At 38.9% G+C, this 20732-nt stretch carries 17 protein-coding genes; 9 read left to right on the plus strand and 8 right to left on the minus strand.

Going from position 1 to position 20732, the window contains the following annotated elements:
- Window positions 1-99 precede the first annotated feature (99 nt).
- Both FR7_RS01915 and FR7_RS01920 read right to left on the minus strand, forming a co-directional pair.
- The gene (locus FR7_RS01915; RefSeq protein WP_007938246.1) at window positions 100-2199 is read right to left on the minus strand and encodes a methyl-accepting chemotaxis protein; all 2100 of its coding nucleotides are present in this window, start codon (window positions 2197-2199) and stop codon (window positions 100-102) included.
- 111 nt (window positions 2200-2310) lie between these two features.
- Window positions 2311-2604: a PilZ domain-containing protein gene (locus FR7_RS01920; RefSeq protein ID WP_007938247.1), complete on the minus strand. Its 294-nt coding sequence runs from the start codon at window positions 2602-2604 to the stop codon at window positions 2311-2313.
- Between the two features lie 338 nt (window positions 2605-2942).
- Here FR7_RS01920 and FR7_RS01925 point away from each other — a divergent pair, with 338 nt between their 5' ends.
- The 3 genes from FR7_RS01925 to FR7_RS01935 all read left to right on the plus strand — a co-directional run bounded on the left by FR7_RS01925 (window position 2943) and on the right by FR7_RS01935 (window position 7023).
- Window positions 2943-3854: a helix-turn-helix transcriptional regulator gene (locus FR7_RS01925; protein ID WP_017531386.1), complete on the plus strand. Its 912-nt coding sequence runs from the start codon at window positions 2943-2945 to the stop codon at window positions 3852-3854.
- 251 nt (window positions 3855-4105) lie between these two features.
- Window positions 4106-4555 carry an Hsp20/alpha crystallin family protein gene (locus tag FR7_RS01930; protein WP_007938250.1) on the plus strand — a complete coding sequence of 150 codons (450 nt, stop codon included), beginning with the start codon at window positions 4106-4108 and terminating at the stop codon, window positions 4553-4555.
- A gap of 239 nt (window positions 4556-4794) precedes the next feature.
- Complete coding sequence (locus tag FR7_RS01935; protein WP_007938253.1) at window positions 4795-7023, plus strand: PAS domain-containing protein; 2229 nt, start codon at window positions 4795-4797, stop codon at window positions 7021-7023.
- 101 nt (window positions 7024-7124) lie between these two features.
- On the opposite strand, the gene FR7_RS01940 is transcribed toward FR7_RS01935, so the two are convergent.
- Window positions 7125-8441: a hybrid sensor histidine kinase/response regulator gene (locus tag FR7_RS01940; RefSeq protein WP_007938255.1), complete on the minus strand. Its 1317-nt coding sequence runs from the start codon at window positions 8439-8441 to the stop codon at window positions 7125-7127.
- 283 nt (window positions 8442-8724) lie between these two features.
- Here FR7_RS01940 and FR7_RS01945 point away from each other — a divergent pair, with 283 nt between their 5' ends.
- The 4 genes from FR7_RS01945 to FR7_RS01960 all read left to right on the plus strand — a co-directional run bounded on the left by FR7_RS01945 (window position 8725) and on the right by FR7_RS01960 (window position 14741).
- Complete coding sequence (locus FR7_RS01945) at window positions 8725-9777, plus strand: response regulator (protein WP_007938257.1); 1053 nt, start codon at window positions 8725-8727, stop codon at window positions 9775-9777.
- A gap of 667 nt (window positions 9778-10444) precedes the next feature.
- Window positions 10445-11185: an SDR family NAD(P)-dependent oxidoreductase gene (locus FR7_RS01950; protein WP_237714932.1), complete on the plus strand. Its 741-nt coding sequence runs from the start codon at window positions 10445-10447 to the stop codon at window positions 11183-11185.
- 176 nt (window positions 11186-11361) lie between these two features.
- Window positions 11362-12306, plus strand: a complete 945-nt coding sequence (locus FR7_RS01955) for a tripartite tricarboxylate transporter substrate binding protein (RefSeq protein WP_007938261.1) — start codon at window positions 11362-11364, stop codon at window positions 12304-12306.
- Between the two features lie 431 nt (window positions 12307-12737).
- The gene (locus FR7_RS01960; RefSeq protein WP_007938263.1) at window positions 12738-14741 is read left to right on the plus strand and encodes a (Fe-S)-binding protein; all 2004 of its coding nucleotides are present in this window, start codon (window positions 12738-12740) and stop codon (window positions 14739-14741) included.
- Between the two features lie 489 nt (window positions 14742-15230).
- Here FR7_RS01960 and FR7_RS01965 read toward each other — a convergent pair whose 3' ends face one another.
- Both FR7_RS01965 and FR7_RS01970 read right to left on the minus strand, forming a co-directional pair.
- Window positions 15231-15551: a helix-turn-helix domain-containing protein gene (locus tag FR7_RS01965; protein WP_007938277.1), complete on the minus strand. Its 321-nt coding sequence runs from the start codon at window positions 15549-15551 to the stop codon at window positions 15231-15233.
- A 149-nt stretch (window positions 15552-15700) separates the two neighbouring features.
- Window positions 15701-16048, minus strand: coding sequence for a helix-turn-helix domain-containing protein (locus FR7_RS01970; protein ID WP_007938279.1), 348 nt, complete (start codon window positions 16046-16048; stop codon window positions 15701-15703).
- A 304-nt stretch (window positions 16049-16352) separates the two neighbouring features.
- Between FR7_RS01970 and FR7_RS01975 the strand changes: the two genes are divergently transcribed.
- Entirely contained in the window at window positions 16353-16901 is a 549-nt protein-coding gene (locus FR7_RS01975; RefSeq protein WP_007951759.1) for a CBO0543 family protein, read from the plus strand.
- A gap of 61 nt (window positions 16902-16962) precedes the next feature.
- On the opposite strand, the gene FR7_RS01980 is transcribed toward FR7_RS01975, so the two are convergent.
- A complete protein-coding gene (locus FR7_RS01980) occupies window positions 16963-17862 on the minus strand; it encodes an MYG1 family protein (protein WP_007951761.1) in 900 nt (299 codons plus the stop codon).
- 714 nt (window positions 17863-18576) lie between these two features.
- Between FR7_RS01980 and FR7_RS01985 the strand changes: the two genes are divergently transcribed.
- On the plus strand, window positions 18577-18999 hold the full coding sequence (locus tag FR7_RS01985) for a nucleoside triphosphate pyrophosphohydrolase family protein (protein WP_007938284.1): 423 nt from the start codon (window positions 18577-18579) through the stop codon (window positions 18997-18999).
- A gap of 200 nt (window positions 19000-19199) precedes the next feature.
- On the opposite strand, the gene FR7_RS01990 is transcribed toward FR7_RS01985, so the two are convergent.
- A complete protein-coding gene (locus FR7_RS01990; protein WP_007938290.1) occupies window positions 19200-19787 on the minus strand; it encodes an LOG family protein in 588 nt (195 codons plus the stop codon).
- 47 nt (window positions 19788-19834) lie between these two features.
- Window positions 19835-20692 (minus strand): radical SAM protein, encoded by an 858-nt coding sequence (locus tag FR7_RS01995; RefSeq protein WP_007938291.1) that lies wholly within the window; start codon window positions 20690-20692, stop codon window positions 19835-19837.
- Window positions 20693-20732: the final 40 nt, after the last annotated feature.

The raw sequence follows: 20732 nt of genomic DNA on the forward strand, positions 1-20732 counted from the left end.
GATCTTCCATTAACCTTAACACTCCAGAACATTCATTCTGGCATCACGATTACAATCCATTGTTGAGTAATATAGAAATAGGTTATTCTTTGTATCCTTTTAAGATACTTTAAATTCGGATACCAAACTATATAGACGATCGGAGATTTCGACCAATTGTTTGGTAGAATCAACAATTGCCTGCATTCCAGCAGCCTGTTCCTCTACGGCAGCTGCTACTTGCTGTGTAGAAGCAGATGTCTGTTCTGTAATTGCAGCAGCATTTTCTATATCTGCCATAGTGTATTGTACTTCTTCGTTCATGATGCATGCAGCGGAAGATACGTTATCGACAACCACAATAATCTCACTGACGGCCTTTTCGATATCGTCAAAATGAGTCCCAGCCTGAATGGCTATTTCCATACTATCGGTAATTTCCTGAGAACCCTTATTCATACTCTCGGTTATGGAGGCAATCTGTTCCTGAATGCCGTTGATAAGCTGAGCTATTTGCTGGGCTGCACCACCGGACTGCTCAGCCAGTTTTCTAACTTCATCTGCAACAACGGCAAACCCGCGACCTGCTTCACCCGCTCTGGCTGCCTCAATGGCGGCGTTAAGAGCCAACAGATTTGTCTGTCCGGCAATGCCGGTAATGACTTCAATAATGTTGCCAATTTCAGAAGACTGCGCTAATAGCAGCTGGCTTTCTTGTAAGTTACTGTTATTATGCTTGACGAATACGCTCATACTTTCCACTGTTTGTTTTACGGATTGAAGACCGATGGAACTTACATCCTGTGACCTTTTAGCGACTTGGAGCATTTCATGGCATTTGTCAGTAACTGTTTTTCCAGATTCACCTACTTGCTTAGTCTTATTGGCAGCGTCTGATACATGGGCTGCCTGCTGGTCGGCACCTTGAGCCAGTGCCTGCATTGTCATGGTCACTTCCTCTGTCATTTTGCCTGTATCTTGGCAAGCGTCGGCTACGTCACGGGAAAGACGCTTTATCTTTTCCGATTCATCGGTTATATTATTTACCACTCCCCGCAAGGTTGAGACGGTATTGCTGAAGGCATAAGCCAGCCTGCCAATTTCGTCTTGAGAGTCAATTTGGATGGAAGCAGTTAAATCTCCGGCTGCCACCTGGTCGGCGAACTTGCTGAGTTGCCTAAAAAGGCGGCCAACAGCGAAATAAATGATTATCGACATGAGTGCGATGATAATCACTGTGATCAGCAGCATCATTGTGAGTATTTTATTCGCTGACGCGAAAAGCTCATCCTCGAAAACAACATTGGCGACTGTCCAGCCTGCTATTGGAATGGGGTTATAAAAAACAATTTTTTTATCTGTTCCATCGGTATAGCGGAATATGCCGGGTTTGCCTCCGGTAATCAGTTCGCCAAGTTTACGGATATTTTCGTTATCAACATTTGATATTTTTTCCTTCATAGCCCACTCCGAATTAGGATGAACAACGAAGGTGCCGTCTTGTGCCAAGAGAAACCCATACCCTTTTTCTCCATACTTCAACTGCTGGGTTATTTGCTGGATTGTTTCAATCGTCAAACTTGCACCAGCGCCAGCTGTTACGTTTCCTTGATTATCTTTTCGATAGGCAATCATAAGCACCATGTTTTTATCATATGCCTGAGAATATGCCGGCTTATAAATCGCATCATAAGGAATACCACCGGTACGGGAAAATCGCTCCCCTGCTTCTAACGCACCACCTTTTGCCCATGGAGTAGTCTTTAATACTCTTGCCTTAACATCATAAAAACGGGCTGTCAGTTTACTTAAAGCTTCAGGATTGCTGTATTCCTGAGGTTCTAAGAAGTTGACGATATGTAGAGCTGCATATTGGTTGGGATATGCTTCATTGATAAATTTCCAACGGGATAGCAGGAGTTCATCAATCAGTTTTATGGATTCATCCTCCCGTTTAAGATCAAGTTGTGGATTCGTCTGCAATATTCGTGCAACCATCGGACTTTCAGCTGTTTCACGTACTTCACCAAGCCGCCCGGTCAACCAGGTATTCATATGGTCGGCGGCTTCGCCGGTTCTAAGCATCATAGAGTCAGTTAATTCCGATTCAATTACCTTATGAAACTGCCAATAAGCAACCCCGGTCAAAGAAAGTAAGCCAATAATAATCACTGGTAATATTATGGCCAGCAGTTTAAATTTAAAAGACAAGTTTTTCATCGTTTAAAACCTCCAAAAAATTGATCAATTGCTATAAATTAAAATTATTTTATATTAGATTACAATGGTGAAGTATTCAAACTGATTACAAACTTAATAAATGCTCAGTCCTTAATACCCAATATCCAAACTTTCCAGTCTCCCGAACTGCGAATGCCGGTAGATTACATGATCCAATACTGCCCTTATCTCCTCAGCCATGTCCACAAACTCACAACCAAAGTTGTTATACTGCTGCCAGGTGACATTTGCGGCAAGATCAATATGTCCTAGTTCTTTAGATAAACACAGTCGTACTTGCGAATGAATCTCTAATGGCTGCTCTACTTGCAGTAATATTCCTTCCATACTGATATTAATTGCAGTGGCATGTATTGGTAAAAATATACAACCTGCATTTGACATAAATACATCGCTCCATTCTTAGGTTTAATATAGCTATAAATAAAACCTGCCACGTAGCTGACTGGCATTTGACCTTTCCTGTGACACTAGCCTGATAATCAAGATGTTTTCACCTTTAGACCTAACGTTTTCCATGTACAAAATTTGCCAGTCATAATTTTACTGTAATGTATTTGTATATAAAATACAATTGACTTAACAAAAATGTAATTTATTATTAATGTGGGACACGGGGACAGGATGTTTGTCCCAAAAGATAGAAGAGGCAGAAAATAAAAAAATGCAGCAAATATGACATAACTTGTCTTATCTGCTGCATACTAAGTTGGGTGATAAAAATGAGAAGCAACCGAATATTTGAGATCACAACCATATTGCTTAATAAAGGAACAATTACCGCCAGAGAACTTGCCAGCCGTTTTGGTGTTTCAACAAGGACAATTTATCGGGATATTGATATGCTTTCCTCCTCTGGCGTGCCTGTGTATATGAATAAAGGCAATGGCGGGGGCATACATATCCTGGAGAATTACACGTTAAACAGGGCGATTTTTTCGGAGCGGGAAAGCAAGAACCTGCTGATGGCGGTTAAAACCCTGCAGGCAACTCAATACCCAGAATTAGATATCGCCCTTGAAAAAATGGGGGCAATATTTAAGAATGCTTCCAATCATGATTGGGTAGAAGTCGATTTTTCTCCTTGGGCAAGTTCGCCCAATGAAAAAAACAAATTTAACGACATCAAGCGGGCTATGCTGGAGCGAAATGTCATTCGATTCGAATATGTGAACGGAGAAGGCCATCGGAGCAGCCGGCTGGCGGAACCGGAAAAGCTTATTTTTAAAAACAATGCATGGTATCTGGTAGCCTTCTGCCGGCAGCATCAGGAGCACAGAACCTTTCGAATATCCAGACTGAAAAAACTGGACATCCTAGCAGAGAATTTTGAGAAAAAAGTGTTGCCGAAACCGAGAGTGGAAGAATGGAATACTGCCCCACAGTCGTTAACTCCATTGAAGCTTTGCTTTAAGGCACAAGTCATAAATCGAGTATATGATTATTTTGATGATTCGTTTCTTATTCCAAACGACGATGGAAGTCTTACTTTAGTGGCAGAGTTTCCTGAAGATGAATGGCTTTACAGTTATATCCTATCATTTGGCAGTTCTGTGGAGGTAATTGAACCGGAATATATGCGTAAAATCATTGCAGAACGAATACGACAAGCATTACAACTGTATGAATTGTGACTAGGATCAGGACTCTCTTATTGCCGGAACCTGTCCGTCCCAGTGAAGAGGGCGGACGACAGCCTATGTTTTCAAATGGCTTTATTTGTGCCAATTGGGATCGGATATCATTCTTTGCCGCTTCTATTTCCCATCAAAAGCAATAACCAATAGTTGGTGATGGTGGATAGGTACCAAACAAGAGCTGAATAAAATTAGATGGATTAAGCATACTAAAGGATGATACAAACAGAAAGAAAGGAGAGAATCATATGTTTAGCTTACGCCCCTATCGTCAGAATCATGGACATCAAAAAAATGCACTGAGTAAATTTGCGCGCAATTTTTTAGGAGATGATTTTGAAGCGCTCTTTGACAATGGAGATAACTTCCCCAGTTCATTTCAAGTAGATCTGCGAGAAACTGATAAGCAATATGTATTAGAAGCAGATCTGCCTGGTATTAATAAAGAGGATATAAGCCTGCGTTATGAAAATAATTATTTAACAATCAGTGCGAGCAGAAATGAGACGCAAGAAGTAAGAGGTGAAAAAGATTATGTTCGCCGGGAAAGACGGTTTGGTCAGTTGCAACGGAACTTTTATATAGACAACATTCAAGAGGATCAAATTGATGCCAAATTTGATTACGGCGTTCTTACGGTTACCTTGCTAAAATCAGATAACGCTCAGGCAAAGCAGGGCAATATCCCTATACAATAATCCTTAGAGCATGAATGAAAGATTTCAATATTCCCTTTATGTATATAGGTAATGATTACTCATGTTTTTAAAACGTGGGTAATTTTTTTATTTTAGCCGATTACACATTATGACAGAAAATGTCTGTTTCCTATATTGTGGATTAGATCGTAGCCCAAAAATATATTTTACAGGAAATAACTTGGACTGTGTTGAAGGGAACAGTAGGATTACTTGCTCGTGAGGGAGGGAAGTTAAATATGCAGTTTGAAAAAACATCGGCATTTTATCCTCAGAAAAATAATAGTTCCGATAAAAATTTTGATTTTTATGGGGTTCTAGATTCGATTGCAGTTCCAATATTTATTAAAGATAGTACGGGTATCTATATGAATTGCAATAAAGCATATGAAAAATTTATGGGATTAAGCAGGGATGAAATTATCGGCAAATCAGCATATCATATACTTCCTAAGAATGTAGCGGATAGGTACTTTGCAAAAGACAAAGAACTGTTTGAGCAAGAAAATGAGCAGATATATGAAAGTCGGGTTACAATCAAAGGGGTGAGTCGTGATGTAATTTTCCGCAAATCAATTTATCGCAATGCAGTAGGTGCTGCTTGCGGCTTAGTGGGAGCAATAATTGACATAACTGAGCAAAAGCAGGCAGAGAAGCTATTGCAGGAACGAATTGCTCTTGAAAAGATTGTGTCAACGATATCAGCAGATTGTATCAAGACTAACTCAAATCCTGCTGCGTTAATGCTTTCTGCATTACATTTAATTAGTCGATCTATGGGTGTTGAAAATAGTTACATCTTTATTACTTCTGATGATGGCAGGAATATGAATCAAGTGTATCATTGGAATGTGACTGTTGGTAATAGTGTTATCTTAGATATAAATTCTTCAAAGCAAAACGTAGTGACTCATTGGAAGATAATTAAAGGCATTGTCCAGGGACTGGATACTGCACAAGAATATACCACCCATTATGAGCTTCATAGTAATACAGCAAAACGAATAATTTTTCCTTTAAAGAATGGGAACCAATGGCTGGGAGCCTTTAATCTAGAGTGGGCAAAAGACCAATGTATTGAGCTGGGTAATGAGCATACCACACTACTCAAACTGTTAGCAGAAGTATTTGTAGGTATGTTGCAGCGTCAGCAAACAGAAGAATTCTTAAGAGTGAGCGAAGCAAACAATAAAACGCTCCTTGAAGCTATACCTGATATAATGGCGGTTGTTACACCGGATTTAAACATAGAATACTTTAAAATTGGGCGGGAACATGAACATTTTGAGGATGTTGGTGATCCTAGCTCTTTTATCGGCAAAACAGTTAGTGAAGTTTTGCCTCAGGATGTTGCAAAACTGTTTATGGAAAACATTGTACTAACTTCCCAAACAAAGACCGTCACTAGCTTTGAATATCAAATAACACATAATCAGGAGATCAGGTGCAGAGAAGTTCGTAGTATTGGCATTTCCGATGGGAAAATATTGATGATGATTCGTGATATTACCCATAAAAAATTGATGGCAGAAACGCTTATCAAGCGGAATGCAGAAATTAAAGAGGCTCTTGCCAATCTAAAGCAGACGCAATTGAGTTTGGTTCAGCAAGAAAAATTGGCTGGGATAGGACAATTAGCCGCAGGGGTGGCCCATGAAATTAATAATCCACTGGGCTTTGTTCTCAGTAACTTTGACAGTTTAAAGCAGCACTTAATTAAGATTAAAGATGTATACAATAAATATCGAGAATTAAAAGAGCGGGTATTGGAATCGGATATCCAAGAGTTGCAAGAGTTAGCGGAGCAGCTTACCCTTTTTGAAAACCAGAAAAAAATTGATTATATTTTTGATGATCTGGAGCCAATTATTCAGGAATCGAATGATGGGCTAAAGAGATTAATGGACATAGTAAAAGCACTAAATTTATTCTCAAGAGTAGATAAAAGTAGTGAATTTGAAGGTTATGATTTAAACAGCGGTATCAAAACTACCCTAATTATTGCGAAACATGAGATCAGATATGTTGCGGAAATTGAACTTGATTTAAGAGAACTGCCCGAAATACAAGCTTCATCAGGACAAATAAATCAGGTCCTTTTGAATATCATCATAAATGCGGCTTATGCAATTAAGGAAAAGCAAATGGACAAACTGGGAATGATTAAAATTACCAGTTATTATGATCAGCAATATGTGTATTGTTCCATTCGGGATAATGGCCTCGGTATGACAGAAGAAACGCTAAAGAATATTTTTAATGCATTTTTTACCACCAAGCCGATTGGACAAGGTACAGGGCTTGGACTTAGTATTTCCTATGACATTATTGTAAATAAGCATAGTGGTGATATATCCGTTACCAGTGAAAAAACGATTGGAACAACATTTATTATCAAACTACCGCTATCCATTACAAAAAATGCTGAACATAATAGCATAAACGATAAAAATCCCTATACCAATTAAAAGTGGTATAGGGATTTTTATCGTGGTTCATGTGAAGAACAGTACCATACCAATAGTATGAGGCAATTCAGCAGAAGTTTCACTCTCGGATCGTTTTTCAATTATTCTTCTGCATTGTAAATTTTACCGCTATTTGCAGGCAGTTTAATAGTGAAAGATGTGCCGCTGCCGGGTTCGCTATCAACGGTAAGCTCTCCGCCATGATTTTTTACGACAATATCGTAGGCAACACTAAGTCCGAGCCCTACACCGCTGCCGACATCTTTAGTTGTAAAGAAAGGATCAAATATTCGGTTACGATGTTCTTTCTTTATTCCAGGACCATCATCACTTATTTTACACATGACATACTCATCAGCATGATATGCCTTGATGGTGATTTTCCCCATAGACTTCCTACTTTGATTTTTCACAGCATGTATGGCATTTAGTAAAATGTTTAAGATGACTTGGCCAATTTGCCCCTTGTTGCAGAATAAATACAAGGGAACTTCGATTTGTTTATCTATATCTGCGATACATTTTGTTTCGTGCTTTACGATTAAAAGGGCCTCCTCAGCGATTTGGCTGAGATCATTGTACGCTATTTCATTTTCCGTACCGGTTTTAGCTAAATTTATTAAGCTTTGAACTATTTTTGTCACTCGCTCCACTCCATCCCTCGACTCCAAAATTACTGAAGTGAGATCATCAAGGACAAAATCGATCTTTTGCTTTTGCTCAATATCCGCAATCGCAGCTTTCTCCCGCAGCAGAAGTTCATGATTTATATTTGCATCAATAGGAAGTTGCACGAAATTTCTATATAGCAGGATTAGATTTCTAATTTTTTGGATATAGCGGTTCATTGTATCCAGGTTACTGGAAATGAAACCCATAGGATTATTAATCTCATGTGCGATCCCAGCGGCAATTTCGCCAAGCGCTGTAAGCTTTTCTTTTTGTATTAGATTAAATTGGGTGTCTTTCAGTTTATGAGTCATAGCTTGGAGTTTCTTATATTGAGTGGTTACGGTATCATTCGTTTTTTGTAAAGCAATTATATTTCTCCTGGCTTTTATAGAAGCATTCATTCGTGCGACAAACTCTATAAGGTCAATAGGCTTATAAATATAATCATTTGCACCATTTTCAAAACACAATTTAAAAACTTCTTTATCAATGATTTCCGTAAGAATTATAATCTGTATATCATTATATTCTTTCTTACTTCTGATATTTTTTAGAATGTTAATCCCCTTTATTTGGGGTATTATGATCTCCAGTAAAACGATGTCTATATTATACTCTTTCATCTTCGGGGCAATCTCATCGGGTGAACTACACAAAAAAACATGGCTATCAGTTATATGAGTCTGGATTAATTCTTGGGTAATTCTAAGATTAATTTTTTCATGACCGGCTATCAGTATATTCATAATTCACCGTGCTTTCCTTATTGGGTGGTAAGATCAGGATAAAAATCAGATTATGTTATAGATTATTCTTTAAGCTGCATTAATGAAGTATCTTTAATCAATTCGGTGTTATATTGTTCGTTCCTGCAAATTAACATAAAGATTTAATTCCCTGGAGAGAACGTCGCTTTACGTAAGAAAAGGATAGTGGAACAAGATGTCGAAATTCACATATAGGAAAGAATTGCTAAATTGACATAGAATCCGAGGAATGATAGAGGGAAGTATCTTATAAGGAGTAAAAATGAAACAAAATAAAGTTTTATTTGTTGATGATGAATTTAATGTTTTAAATGCAATCAAGAGAGCAATTATTGAAGAATCCTATAAACCTTTTTTTGCTGTAAGCGCCGCAGAAGCACTCGAGATCATGGAGGAACAAGATATTAGCGTGGTTGTAACCGATATGCGTATGCCGGTTATGGATGGATTATCTTTATTAAAAATTATCAAGGAAAAATACCCAAGAACAGTACGGGTCGTTTTGTCGGGATTTACGCAATTGTCTCAGATGCTTGTAACCATAAATCAAGGAGAAATCTTTAAATTCATCACTAAACCTTGGATAACAGAGGAAGACTTTCTTCCTGTAATTAGGCAAGCAATTGAATATTACAATCTTCAAATGGAAAAAGACAATTTAAGCAAAAGCTTGGAACAGAGGAATCTTGCATACCAAAAGATACTGCGGGCAATGGAGCAAAAGCAGGCGCAAGAAAAAGAAGGGTTGCATAATTTACATGAAATAAACGAATGGATTTTTTCTTACTGGCGGAAAAATATCAGACTCGTCATTGATGAGTCCACAGAAAAATTAACTGCATTAGACGAATTTATTGATGTAGTAGAAGAAACGTATTTAACATACTTAAGCCAATTGTCGACAGCAGTGGATGTTAGGACTACTTCTAATTTAATCAATAATATTGCAAAGAACTGCAATACTCGTTTATTTATTAACAATGCTGCAAATTCTGAGTTTACAACCAAGGGAAAGCATGAATATCTATTAATGATGTTTAGAATATTGGTTCATCATATTCCAGAACAATATAAAAGAATTAGTTGTGAATTGCTTCATAAAAGTCTAGCGGCGGAGACCTTAGAGTTGGATTTCTATATTGACTTACAGCGTTATCAGCTTAGTGTTAGTGAAAAGCATAAGTTGAAAATATCTTGTGCTCTATTGAATAAGATTGGGAATTTCGACAAAATGACTGCTTCCCTTGAATATACAGGAGATAAACTAAACGGTATTCGTGTGACCTGGGAGGTAGGTACACCTAGTTTTAAATAAAGTTTAGAAGCTATAGAACTGTGAAAATAACTCCATAAATTTGAAAAAAGAAGTGATCATTCTTCATTGCAAGAGGATCACTTCTTTTTTCAATTTATTTATAACGTTCTACATAATTTGCTAAATTTCTGGCACCTTTATTAATTTCTTCTAAATTTGCAGATATTTCTTGTGTAGCTGCTGCCTGTTCCTGGCTAACAGAGCTGGTAACTTCAATTGATTTATAGAGAAACAGCTTTACTCATTTCTTGCAGTGTTGCCTGTATCTGCTTTGTTGCTTCCTGGGACTGATCAGCAAGCTTTCTAACTTCTCTGCAGAAAGTTATATATTGCAAAAAATACACGTTTTAAAAAGGGATTTTTTTCAAGTAAAGAGTCCATTGCGCTGCGTTTTGTAGAGGTTTGAGAGAATTACCGTGCTTTGTAATAATGTGAAATAGAATCTTGTTTTGACAAAAAAAGAAAATAATGCTTATTATGTAAAAAAATAGCAGGAATTAGTGCTTGTAAAAGAGAATCTACCATAATCTGATAATAAGGTATATTATGGTAAATGTTCTTTGAATTTGACATAATGATAATAATATAAAACAAATTAAAGTTATCGTTTCTAACAGGATCAATGAACCTGTTCCCGTGCACTTAAGGAGGAATTTTTTTGACTGATATGAAGGGAAAGATCGTACTTGTCACTGGCGCCAGTTCAGGAATTGGGCGGGCCACGGCGGAACTGATGGCGTCTCGGGGGGCAATGGTCGTAATCAACTATAATACCAACAAACAAGGTGCGGAAGAAACATGGCAAAGTATTAAGAAAAACGGCGGCGAAGGCGTAGTCATTCAGGCGGATGTTACCAAAAAGGACCAAGTCGAAGCTATGTTTGATAAGATACTTCGTCTTTACGGGGCGGTTCATGTTCTGGTCAATAACGCTGGTTCTGGGGTAAAGTCAAGTACCTTCATGGAAATCAGCGAGGCATTATGGGACGAAACGTATGATATCAATATAAAAAGCATTCTCTTTTGTTCACAGGCAGCATTAAAAGATATGCTGCCAAGAAAGAGCGGCAAGATTATTAATATTTCATCTGGTGCGGCCCGCATTGGCGGGGCTGGTGAAAGCATTCATTACGCTTCTGCTAAAGGTGCGGTAAATACGTTAACCCTAGGCATGGCCAAAGAATTTGCCGAAGAGGGAATTATCATTAATGGAGTGGCTCCGGGAATGATAGACACTCCTTGGCATGCCAAATTTTCATCAGTCGATCGGCTGTCAAAATTTCTTGGCGGTATTCCTCTGAAACGCGCCGGAACAGCGAAAGAAATTGCGGAAGTAATAGCCTTTCTCGCGTCAGACGCTGCTAACTATATTCTAGGGGAAATCATCACCGTAAGTGGTGGCAGGTAAAGTAGGAGTATGGGGACAGAACTTTTGCCCAAGGAGTAATTGGGGATTTATCATTTATGTACCAAAATGAGTCTGAAAATTGGAGAAGGAGGTAATTTAGATTGGGGAAAAAGAATCTTATTTGGACGGTCGTGTGTTTATTTTTTAGCTTGCTGCTACTAGGAGGTTGCTCCTCGATGCAAGATAAGACGGTATCGACGAAACTGCAATACCCTGATAGACCAATTACCATTATCGTACCTTTTAGTGTAGGGGGTGGTATCGATTTAACTGCCCGGTCATTAGAAAAATTTGCGCCTCAATATTTAAAACAGCCCTTAGTGGTGGTGAATAAGCCGGGAGGGGCAGGTGCAATTGGTTGGAATGAGTTATCGGTCGCAAATCCCGATGGGTATACACTTGGCATAACTAGTTTGGATATATTATTGTTACCGTCATATGGGTCGACGAAATATAATTATCCAACTGCATTAGACCCCCTTGCACAGATTGCATCATTGCCTATGGTACTGGCAGTTCAAGCTAATCAACCATGGAAAACAATGGATGAAATAATTGAGTATGCTAAAAAAAATCCAGGGCAATTAAAGTTCGGTCATGTTGGGGTGGGATCTTTTACTCATTTACTGGGGGAAATGTTTGGTCAAGAGGCAAGTATAGCGATTGAGCAAGTTCCTTTCACGGGAGCTGGGGAAGTAACGGCCGCGTTATTGGGGGGACATATTCAACTTACGTTTATTAATCCTATGGTAGTCAAAGGACATGCTAAAGATGGGATGGTAAGAGTTCTAGCTGTGACCAGCGAACAACGGATGAGTGATCCCGTATTTGCAGAGGTTCCTACGTTTAAAGAGCAGGGACTTGATATTGTTATAAGCAACTGGTATGGCGTGGCAGCTCCTAAAGAAATGCCAGATGAAGTAAAGGATAAGCTGGCAGAAGGTTTCAAAGCGATTATTAGCGATCCTCAATTTATAAAGAATATGACGAATATTGGGATGCAAGTAGACTATTTAGGACCAAAAGAGTCACAGCTTAAATGGTTGTCTGATAACGAGAAACTCGCTAAAATATTAAAACAAACAGATGTTTTGGATAAAATTAAAGCACAAAAGAAGTAAATAAATATAACAAGGCATTTTTAGAACTGGCTGAGTAATATCTTGAGTTTGCTCATAGCGAAGCTAATGGATGCGCAGTAAAGAATTCAAGCAAGGAGGAAATCATAAAAGGCTTTATATATAAAGCTAAAACATAGAGACAAAAATGGTAAAATAAATGTTTATATATGGAAAAACTTAGCAGGATTTAGCTTTACTTAAGAGAAGATACCCATTAATCTACCTTGTTAGTGGATTTATGAGTATCTTCTCTTACTATTTGACACAGCGATGAAATGATGATGAACGATAAAGCATTCTAGATTCCATAAGAAGTCGAAATATTCATACTTTAATTATATTGGAAGTAATTTACTTTCTCTATTAGGAATAAATATAAAGGGTAATGATGTTGTACAAATCCAAAAAAAGAAAAAGGGAGGCAGATTATTATGGTAAAAATACTAATTTTTCTAATCTGGATGGGTAGCACCTTTGGTTTTATGGCGTACATGATTTATCGCAGGTATAAAAACACGCTGCATGGGAAACCCGATAACAGGTACGACCGGATAGGTGACCGCCTAAAATATTTCCTGACAAATGTCGTCGGTCAGGACAAGGTGATGCAGGATCCGATTTCTGGTTTATCCCATGTTATGATTATGTGGGGCTTTATAGTACTCGGTTTTGGTGCACTTAATTTAGCGGTGGAAGGGTTGTTCGGTATTCCGGTGCCCTTCATTGGCGATAATTCATTTTTTATTGGGTTGAAGGAACTGTTTCTGCTGTTGGTTTATATCGGTGTTATTGTGGCGGTGCTGCGGCGAACGGTGCTGAAGCCGGATCGCATAGAGAATTCCGCCGAAGCATTTATCATTCTTGGCTTGATCAGTCTTATTGTCACCGGGGATCTTTTATATAACGGCGCCAATTTTGCACTTGGGGAGAATACTGGCATCCGTAATGCAGCCTTTTTTGCCAATTTTGTATCAGGACTGCTGATCGGAAATTCGCCTGAATCCCTTCAACAATTGGCAACCACGGCTTGGTGGATACATTTTCTGGCAATGGGCTTGATGGGTGTGCTCATTCCCGGCTCCAAGCATCTGCATCTGGCCTTTGCACCGGCCAATGCAATTTGGCATACGTTACGCCCCTCAGGCTCCTTGACAAAAGTTGATTTTGAGGACGAGACGGCGGAGACCTTTGGTGTGAACAAATTGGAAGAATTCACATGGAAACAACTTTTCGATACCTACACCTGTGTACGCTGCGGCAGGTGTACGGAACAATGCCCGGCCTTCCAGACCGGCAAGCCCCTAGATCCCCGTGCGCTGCATGTTGAGCTGCGGGCCCATATGGAGGAGAAAATACCGCTGCTGGAGAAATTGAAAGCTTCCGGTGACCAGAAACCGGAATATACTGAAGCCGAACAGGCAATTCTCGACAAGATGATTATTGATGGCGTGTTTTCCGAGGAATTTATCTGGTCCTGTACGACCTGCCGTGCTTGTGAACAGGCTTGCCCTGTTTCCAATGAGCATGTGCAGAAAATTATTGATTTGCGCCGCTACATGGTGATGACCGAAGCTAAAATGCCGAAAGATGTGCAGAATGCTTTGAACTGTTACAAGAGCGGCAATCCGTGGAAACTTCCTCGTGGCAGCCGCGGCGACTGGATGAAAGGCCTGGATGTTCCTGCCTGGTCAGAAGATACCGAATATCTACTATATGTAGGGTGTGCCGGTGCTTATGACGACCGGGCTAAACAGGTCAGCACTGCATTAGTAAAGGTGCTGAAAGCGGCGGGCGTAAAATTCGGCGTCCTCGGCAGCGAGGAACCGTGCTGTGGCGAGACGATTCGCCGGATAGGAAATGAGTATGAGTTTCAGGCATTAGCCGAAGAGAATGTGGAATTGTTCAAAAATCTGAGCGTCAAGAAGATTATTACTCTCTGCCCTCACTGTTTTAACTCCCTTAGAAACGATTATCCTGATTTTGGTGGTGAATTTGAAATCATCCATCACTCCGAGTTGCTCGCAGAGCTTATCGGGTCCGGAAAAATTAAGGCTAACGCTTCATTTAACGCTAAGGTTGTTTATCATGACGCCTGCTATCTCGGACGTCACAACGATGTGTTTGATGCGCCTCGTACTGTCCTTCAGGCTGTGCCTGGGATAAATCTAACCGAGATGGGACGCAACAGAAAGAATGCCTTCTGCTGCGGTGCCGGTGGCGGCCGCAACTGGATGGAAGAAGAAATCGGCCATGGTCGGCAGCGTATCAATGAAGTTCGGGCCAAAGAAGCTTTGGAGACGGGGGCTGAAGTCATTGCTACGGCCTGTCCCTATTGCCTGACAATGATTCTGGATGGCACTAAGGCTGTTAACGATAAAGACCAGAGCCGTACACTGGATATTGCAGAAATTTTAGCCCATTCTCTCGAAAAATAACAGATAAAGAGGGACAATGAACCTGGCTTAATCTTCCATAGTATCTTGATTAACGTATCCCCTGTATTGGACTTCAAGAAAAGTTCAATACAGGGGATTTCTGCAACTTATCACCAAAATTAATTAAATAGAAACAATTATTATTTACAAATTAATATTAAATAATGTATAATAAAAGAAATGCTATATATTGGAATATAGCTGCTAAAGGAATTTACTTGGCTCTAATTTCCGTATAGCAGTAGTAAAAAGTGAAGAGGTGCTAGTATTCAAGATCACGTTATGACGTTTTCTATCAATATCATAAACCATTGGTATTATAACTTTGCGGTTCCCTCTTAGCTTTGTTCCGGTCATTCCGAAAACAAGCCTTGCGGTGGGAACCGCTTTTTTTGTTATCCAGCAGGTAAGGGGGGCGTTTCAGTATAGCCTGGGGAGGAAGTTTGTAAAATTTAAAACCGACCATGAGGTCGGCTGGCTGCACTGCTCTTAAGTTATATCTGCTAAGCTTTTTCCAATTGCTCTTAAAGCTTCTTTCTGGTCTGGAGTTAAAGTTTGCGCAAAGCTAACCAGATGACTGACGAGAGGCTTCATCTGGTCTGGCAGTTCAGTTGCTTGGTCAGCGAAAAAATCAGCTAGACTTATTCCCAGACCAGTACATAATTTACTTAAAGAATCAACGGTTGGCTGTTTCTCGCCTAATTCTATTTGCCGAACAAAACCTTGTGATAATCCTGATATAGTTGCAAGTTTATTTATTGTATACCCTTTTAATTCACGTAGTTCTTTAAGACGTTTTGCGGTATCCATTTTCAACCACCTTAAAAAATAGTTCGATAGTATGATAGAGCGTATTTGTTTGGATAATATTAATTCCATAGCTTGACTAGCTAATTCTATAGAGTTAACATAGAGGTTAGAATATTGATAGAAATACTGAAAACAGAGAGGTAACAATGTTACCTCTGAGTCGCCGCTGGAAGTTCCCCATGGTTAACAATGAGTTTAACTACATTATAAATTAATTGAAGCCTTTCTGGCGGACAGTCCCGTAAAAGACTTGCCAGGTCAGATTTAAGATAATCCTGGGTTTGATAAGCCACGCCGGCAAGGAAATAGCCAGGGTCTGTATCCAGCAAGCCTGCTATGCGTACCAGCATTTCCAGATTGATTCTAGTTTTACCGTTTTCAACCTGACTAATATAGACCGAGGAAACGTCTAACTTTTCCGCAAGTTTTTCTTGCGTGAAGTGTTTTTTGCGAATTTTTCTAATTCGTTGCCCAATAGCAATATAATCTATATTCATTTACATCACCTAGTTTAATATTAACATAACAGGAAAAAATTTACATACTTTTATTGATTAATATTAACTGATAACTTAAAAAATAATTCATAGGTTAATATTAATCACTGTAGAATGTCTTTAATGATGGGGGGAAGAAAAATCAAATTATATATATTACAAGAATGTCCAATTTTTAATCTGAAAATTGGAACGATTGCATAAAGGGGTAAGAGTCACAACAGAGATTTTTAAGCAAATTGAAACGACGCTGGGGGATTTTATCGCTCAGAAGGAGTTCAAGAACGGTGGGGAGGATAAATGAATGAATTATCCGTCTGACGAACAACTCGCAGAAATGATGCGTCAATTAACTCAAGCTCGAATTGAAAATTTCCTGGGCCAGCATATTGGTACCTGGAGATGGTGGGTTCTTGTTATATTACTGATTGCTCCCTGGTTTATTTGGTATAAATTAGTCGATAAAAAGAGGATTCTCGAAGTTACCCTGTTCGGGGTAATCATTATGGTATTTACAATTACATTGGACGAAATGGGTTTCGTGCTCTCCTTGTGGAGTTATCCGGTAGAAGTTATCCCAATACTTTCCCGGCTTACTTCGATCGATTATACGATGCTGCCAATTATCTTTATGCTGGTATACCAGTACTTCTCAACCTGGAAGCGTTTTTTAGGGGCGCTGGTTGTCCTATCAACGGTATTTTCATTCGTGGCCGAACCTATTGTTGTATATTTTGGATTTTACGTACTGCTTAAATGGTTGTACTGGTATTCATTCCCTATTTATATCATTATGGGCTTACTGGCAAGATGGATAGTTAAAAGGTTGATTGACATAGAACGAAAAGGTTAGAAAAAATTGCAATTATTGCTTTAGATTACATGAGACAGAGGGCAGGTTAAGCCAGTGTTTTTCAAGTGCTAACTGATAATTTTGCTATTTTTAAAGCGCTCTCCATACTTTTAGTTGATGCTATAAATCCTGCTTTGTGACAAAATATCGCATCATCTATCTTAATGATGGAATTGATTTCTTCACTTGATTTTCCTCTAATGGATTCTAATATATCTTTTCTTGCTTCGAAAGTATCGGCATTTTTCTTTACAGACTGAATCTTATATTCTGCATTGGTCTCATCTGGAGAAATAACGAACAATATTTCACTATTTACATCGATTTTAAGCAGCTGCTGGAGCCAGGGGCAACCGTTTTTTAAAACCATTATTTCATTAATAGTTCTATTTTCAAAGGCTTCATTTACTATGATCCTTGCTTTTATAACAGAAACCTGTCTGCTTATTATTCTTTTTATAACCTCAGTAGCATATTGAACAGCTTTTTCAAAAGCCTCATCTATGGAATCATTTGAATCCCATGTAGGATTAAAATTTTGGATAATATCACTTATTGAAGTGACTTTAATGTCTGATTTTATATCTATGCCATTATCTGTAGCATCAATCCCCTGCACTAAATTTTTATCAACAGAATCAAAAATTGAGATGATATCATTTTCTTCAAGCTGAGAATCAAACTTTTGTATTATTCTTGAACCAAACTCTCTCCAGATTAAACCACAAGCAGCATACGGAATATTATTTTCTCTTATTTCTTTATTTAGTTGGTGATGATCGAATTCTCCCAAGGATATGTCATAAACAAGATCTAGAGTTCTAAGTATATTTTCATCTCTTGTTCTTGTTACCTTTATATCGCCGAGCAGTAACCTGAACATAGCGGTAGCCATAACATCGTCTGCATGAAATTTCCCGCTATGTGTTCCTATCGTTTTAATATTCTTTTCATTAATCATTATTTACCCTTTCCTATTCGAATTAATTATTGCGATTCACTATTTATAGTATCAATATAGTATAGCATTGTTTAGGCAAATCCTATTCAACAATATGAATTCTGGCAGGTTCTTTGATCTTGATTTATCATGGGGATATGGTTATTGGCACTTATTTTTTTATTTATTAAAAAAGTATTGACCTTTCCTGATAATAGGTGTATATTTAAATCAACAGATGAGAATCAATATCATTTGAAAACAAAATATACATTTTAGGAGTTGAACAATATGAAAATTTTCTATAAAGAATTTGATGATTGTTGTGAATGTTGTTGTTGTTGTTGCTGCGAGAGCGAAGAAGAGTGTTGTGAATAAGCTGACTGTATAGTTAGTGGAGGTGAGTCCAGTGTTTAAAGATGTTGATGAACTAATGATTGATACGTTCTGATTCTTAGTCACGTTGGATAGTGAAAACACCAATAACCAGAACCTGTCAATGAATTGAGGAGGTAAAAGATACTTGAAAACAGAATGTAATTGAAAGCTGCCTTTGAAATAGAAGGTAGCTTTTTTTGTATTCATTAAAATATTAAAAATATAAATAGCAATTTTAATATGACATACTGTTGTCCTATTTTCTTATGTACAATAAAGAAAAAGCATAATTGGGAAGACTAAAAAACATGATCAATTATTATGCAAATAAAATATAAAATAAAGGAGATATATATCATGAGTACAAAGCTGCTAGAATCTAGTGCAATTGATTTCACCGCGGCAAGCGAGCGCGCCGTGCGTGTGCGCAGTCTTTACCAACAGCTTGAAGAAAGCAATCACAACGGTGTGTGGACCACTGAAGAGGATATGCTTGCTTTTGCCACCGATATCGGCGCTCTCGGCCGCCTGGTCATGGCCGCTGAAGGACGATGGGTATATAACGGAGAAGTGCAGCCTGACCTTAGGTCTAAACTTGCGGAATGTCTCTGGTGGATACTGGTGCTGTCCGACCGTCTTGGAGTCGATATTACTGAAGCGTTCACGTCATTCATTGACAGGCTTGATAACGATCTTACAAAAAGCGTAGCAGCTACATCCATACAAGAAGTAGCAAAAACCAATGATTATCCTCACCGCCCAAGTTTCCGGAACCTTTGAGGGGAGTCCGATCCCACTTGAGTTTCACTTCACTATCAATGACGATAAGATTATCATGTTGAGCATTCGACTAGCTTGTTATTGATGATTAAAATATAGAAGCTTTAGCATCTATAAAGAGAAGCTGCCCATAATAATTTACGAACTAAGTTATTATGGGCAGCTTCTCTTTTATTTGACATACCTGTCCCTGTTTCCCATTAATCCTCCACATCTGTAAGCCAGCGCTTTTCAAACACAGGCGGCTCATATGAATCAATATAATCTAGAGCAGAAGAAATATCCCCTGTCACAAAGTAGAGTTCACTGCATTCTATTTTTGCAAATTGCTGGCAAATGACCTTCCCAAAATGTTCCAGCAGTTTGTCATAGAAATGATTGATATTCAAAATGACGATTGGTTTATTATGATACCGCAGCTGTTTTAATGTTATTATTTCCAGAATTTCTTCCAAGGTACCGTATCCTCCGGGTAATGCAATAAACGCATCGGAGCGTTCGTCCATGATTGCCTTTCTCTCCCGCATGCATTTTGTCACAACCAGTTCATCACACCTGTCATATACAATTCCCTTGACATGTAATGCCTCCGGGATGATCCCTATAACATGCCCATGGTGCTGATGCACCGATCGGGCGCAGGCCCCCATAAGACCGGTAAGCCCGCCGCCGAAAAGAAACAGATCTCCTTTCGCTGCGATTTCACGTCCCAGAGCTGAAGCTGCATCGAAATAAACCGGATCGATAGCCGCACTGGAAGAACTATATACACAAATAACCTTATTCATCGATACCTTCTCCTATTTTGCCAAAGTATAAGAAGCTCAAAAACATTTTATACTACCATCGTTTGTTTTAACTGCCCACATCCGCCCTGGATATCACTGCCGAAGTTATGGAATATCTCCGAGTCTATAGCTGTACTTATTGTATTATAAAATTCTAAAACTTCCAACCGTCCCGATGGTATCAAGCCCTGTATATTATTTTCATTATATTGGGAAATAATCAATTTCATAGGCTTACCCTCCAGAAGATCTGTAAGCCTTCTAATATCCTCTGCCTTGCCATTGAAGTCCCTAAACAGCATATATCGTATCCGCACCTTTACACCAAAGGCTATTGCATAATCGGTTGCAGCCTGAATAATCTTATACATGCTGTACCTTTCGGTCATGGGAATAATCAGACGTCTTTGATCATCAGAAGATGCATGAAGAGAAATATTCAAGCGGATAGAAATATCAGTTCCCTGAAAGTCTTTGATTAGTTCATATATTTTCGGAACAATTCCTACCGTAGCCAGCTCAAAATGACTGATACCTAAGCGGGAGCGCATCACCAGAATCGCAGCCTTTACCTGTTCATAGTTTAGCAGCGGTTCCCCCATACCAGCAAAAACCACTGCATCAATTGGTACAGTCCGGGCATTTTCACGGGTTGAATTACATACATCTACCTGTCCGACGATTTCCTTCATAGAAAGATTTCTTGTGAATCCCTGCTTTCCTGTAGCGCAAAACCTGCATCCCATGCCGCATCCAACCTGGGAGGAGACACAGACCGTATTGTGAAAAGTCAATTGACGCTTTTCATCAAACATGTATAGCGTTTCTATCGTGTTTCCGTCCTCCAACTCCATTAAGTACTTTTCGGAATGATCTTGGCCGATTCGTTTTCGTAATACCTTCATATGTCATCCTCCAGTAATAGAACTGATATTAGCAACAGAG

It is taken from the genome of Pelosinus fermentans DSM 17108, assembly GCF_000271485.2.
GTDB classification, from domain to species: domain Bacteria; phylum Bacillota; class Negativicutes; order DSM-13327; family DSM-13327; genus Pelosinus; species Pelosinus fermentans.

What these genes read in the sequence shown, in the direction of transcription:
- FR7_RS01975 (WP_007951759.1), top strand. Translation starts at nt 16,353, where the DNA reads ATGAATTATCCGTCTGACGAACAACTCGCAGAAATGATGCGTCAATTA.
- FR7_RS01935 (WP_007938253.1), top strand. Translation starts at nt 4,795, where the DNA reads ATGCAGTTTGAAAAAACATCGGCATTTTATCCTCAGAAAAATAATAGT.
- FR7_RS01925 (WP_017531386.1), top strand. Translation starts at nt 2,943, where the DNA reads ATGAGAAGCAACCGAATATTTGAGATCACAACCATATTGCTTAATAAA.
- FR7_RS01985 (WP_007938284.1), top strand. Translation starts at nt 18,577, where the DNA reads ATGAGTACAAAGCTGCTAGAATCTAGTGCAATTGATTTCACCGCGGCA.
- FR7_RS01945 (WP_007938257.1), top strand. Translation starts at nt 8,725, where the DNA reads ATGAAACAAAATAAAGTTTTATTTGTTGATGATGAATTTAATGTTTTA.
- FR7_RS01965 (WP_007938277.1), bottom strand. Translation starts at nt 15,551, where the DNA reads ATGGATACCGCAAAACGTCTTAAAGAACTACGTGAATTAAAAGGGTAT.
- FR7_RS01980 (WP_007951761.1), bottom strand. Translation starts at nt 17,862, where the DNA reads ATGATTAATGAAAAGAATATTAAAACGATAGGAACACATAGCGGGAAA.
- FR7_RS01920 (WP_007938247.1), bottom strand. Translation starts at nt 2,604, where the DNA reads ATGTCAAATGCAGGTTGTATATTTTTACCAATACATGCCACTGCAATT.
- FR7_RS01995 (WP_007938291.1), bottom strand. Translation starts at nt 20,692, where the DNA reads ATGAAGGTATTACGAAAACGAATCGGCCAAGATCATTCCGAAAAGTAC.
- FR7_RS01915 (WP_007938246.1), bottom strand. Translation starts at nt 2,199, where the DNA reads ATGAAAAACTTGTCTTTTAAATTTAAACTGCTGGCCATAATATTACCA.
- FR7_RS01960 (WP_007938263.1), top strand. Translation starts at nt 12,738, where the DNA reads ATGGTAAAAATACTAATTTTTCTAATCTGGATGGGTAGCACCTTTGGT.
- FR7_RS01950 (WP_237714932.1), top strand. Translation starts at nt 10,445, where the DNA reads ATGAAGGGAAAGATCGTACTTGTCACTGGCGCCAGTTCAGGAATTGGG.
- FR7_RS01940 (WP_007938255.1), bottom strand. Translation starts at nt 8,441, where the DNA reads ATGAATATACTGATAGCCGGTCATGAAAAAATTAATCTTAGAATTACC.
- FR7_RS01990 (WP_007938290.1), bottom strand. Translation starts at nt 19,787, where the DNA reads ATGAATAAGGTTATTTGTGTATATAGTTCTTCCAGTGCGGCTATCGAT.
- FR7_RS01970 (WP_007938279.1), bottom strand. Translation starts at nt 16,048, where the DNA reads ATGAATATAGATTATATTGCTATTGGGCAACGAATTAGAAAAATTCGC.
- FR7_RS01930 (WP_007938250.1), top strand. Translation starts at nt 4,106, where the DNA reads ATGTTTAGCTTACGCCCCTATCGTCAGAATCATGGACATCAAAAAAAT.
- FR7_RS01955 (WP_007938261.1), top strand. Translation starts at nt 11,362, where the DNA reads ATGCAAGATAAGACGGTATCGACGAAACTGCAATACCCTGATAGACCA.